At 56.4% G+C, this 1,903-nt stretch carries 2 protein-coding genes and 1 tRNA gene; 1 reads left to right on the forward strand and 2 read right to left on the reverse strand.

Annotated elements, in window-relative coordinates:
* Window positions 1–8: 8 nt before the first annotated feature.
* The gene (gene tgt, locus NW827_RS04510) at window positions 9–1,112 is read right to left on the reverse strand and encodes a tRNA guanosine(34) transglycosylase Tgt (RefSeq protein WP_414403683.1); all 1,104 of its coding nucleotides are present in this window, start codon (window positions 1,110–1,112) and stop codon (window positions 9–11) included.
* 120 nt (window positions 1,113–1,232) lie between these two features.
* Between tgt and NW827_RS04515 the strand changes: the two genes are divergently transcribed.
* Window positions 1,233–1,315, forward strand: a tRNA-Leu gene (locus NW827_RS04515).
* Window positions 1,316–1,404: 89 nt separating this feature from the next.
* Here the strand turns inward: NW827_RS04515 and NW827_RS04520 are convergent.
* Complete coding sequence (locus NW827_RS04520) at window positions 1,405–1,782, reverse strand: hypothetical protein (RefSeq protein ID WP_414361752.1); 378 nt, start codon at window positions 1,780–1,782, stop codon at window positions 1,405–1,407.
* Between the last annotated feature and the right edge of the window lie 121 nt (window positions 1,783–1,903).

Consider the following 1,903-nt stretch of genomic DNA (forward strand, 5'->3'; position numbering starts at 1 on the left):
GAGGAGGCTCAGCCCTCGCGCCACGGATCCCAGTTCTCATGAAATTTGCCTTCCAGAATGGCCTGGCGCATTCTTTGGGTGTAGCGCACGAGCTCCGTGATGTTGTGGATGGAAAGCAGAGTGTAGCCCAGGATCTCCTGGGCGCGGATGAGGTGGCACAGATAGGCGCGGCTGAAGTGGCGGCAGGTGTAGCAAGGGCACTCAGGATCGATGGGATCCAGGCTGCGGCGGTGTTCGGCATTCTTGATGTTCCAGCGTTGGCCGCGGCTGATCACGGTGCCGTGGCGGGCATAGCGCGTGGGAATGACACAGTCAAACAAGTCCACGCCGGCAGCCACTGCCGCCCGCATCTCGGCATAGGTGCCCACCCCCATGAGATAACGGGGGCGATCGGCTGGCAAGAGGGGGGCTGTTTGTCGCACCACCGCGTGCATTAGCTCCACCGGCTCTCCTACGCTGACGCCGCCGATGGCATAGCCGGGTAGATCCAGCCGACAGACTGCTTCCGCTGCCTGCCGACGCAGCTCCGGGTAAACCCCCCCCTGAACAATGCCAAACAAAGCCTGATCGGAGCGGCGGTGGGCTTCCACGCAGCGCTTCAGCCATTGAGTAGTCCGCCGCACCGCTGCTGCCACCGCCTCAGGGCTGGCAGGATAGGGCGGACACTCGTCAAAGGCCATGATGATGTCTGCCCCCAAAGCATTTTGGATCTGGATGGAGAGCTCAGGAGTGAAGTGAATAATTCGCCCATCGTAAGGCGAGCGAAACGTTACCCCTTCCTCGTCGATTTGGCGGATGGCGCTGAGGCTAAAAACTTGAAAGCCGCCCGAATCCGTGAGGATGGGGCCTGGCCAGGCCATGAAGCGGTGCAGGCCCCCCGCCGCTTGAATGATCTCTTCGCCAGGGCGTAGGTGCAGATGATAGGTGTTGCTAAGGATAATGTGGGCGCCGGTCTCCTTGAGTTGAGCAGGCGTGAGGGTTTTCACATTGGCCAGCGTTCCCACCGGCATAAAGCAGGGGGTCGGGATCTCGCCATGGGGGGTAATGAAATAACCCGCCCGCGCCTGTGTGTTGGGGCAGGTGCCCTCGCAAACAAAAGTAAAAGCCGCCAAGGTCAGCGCTCTGGATCCACTGCCTGCGCAGCCGAGCTTAGCATAAGAGTCGGATCCCCTTCTAAAACCCCCCCAGCCCTTGACAGGGATCCCCTTTCTTGGGCATGCTTATAGATCGCTGCGGAACTGGCGGAATGGTAGACGCGCTAGATTCAGGTTCTAGTGGCAGCAATGCCATCGGGGTTCAAGTCCCCGGTTCCGCATCTCTTTGGATTGGTTGCTACCTACCCCATTACCTCAACGTAGAGCAAGCTCTAAAAGAATCTTGCTTGGCTGCGGAACTCCTGTGAGGTTAGAGAGTCAGCTCTTTTTCAATTTGGGAGAGCTTGATACGAGCAAGAGCCAAGTTGCCTTTCTCTCGATCCAAAGCCAGATAGAAAAATAGCCCAGGTATGTGCTTAATTAGATACATCAGGTGATACTGAGTCTCCAGAATAATAAGTATCTCTTCGATTCTGTCGGTGAGCTTAAGAGACTCTGCAGCTCGCATCTTGGCGCGGATCACCTCGGTGTTTCCCGCAATGGCCAGCTCCAGGTTAGCTTCGGGAAAGGCAGGGCTGTTGGTGCCCTTAAACCCCAGACACATTCCGGTCTTCCAGTCCCCCAAAGCGATGCCCAGTGCTCCGTCAATGGTGAGAGCCTTCACCAGACTGTCTTGAAGCTTGTTCATAAGACTGCCCCATCCCCAAAAGCCTGATCCTGAAGTCTGTCCGACCATCATAAGTCTCTAATCGGAAAGTTTCAACTTAAAAGTACTAGAACCTGCTTATTTTTAAGATAAGTAAAACTAA

It is taken from the genome of Synechococcus sp. H70.1 (assembly GCF_047502705.1).
In the GTDB taxonomy this organism is placed as follows: Bacteria; Cyanobacteriota; Cyanobacteriia; order Thermostichales; family Thermostichaceae; genus Thermostichus.

Bases quoted from the DNA above. Each gene is read 5' to 3' on its own strand.
- NW827_RS04520 (WP_414361752.1), bottom strand. From the start codon at position 1,782: ATGAACAAGCTTCAAGACAGTCTGGTGAAGGCTCTCACCATTGACGGA.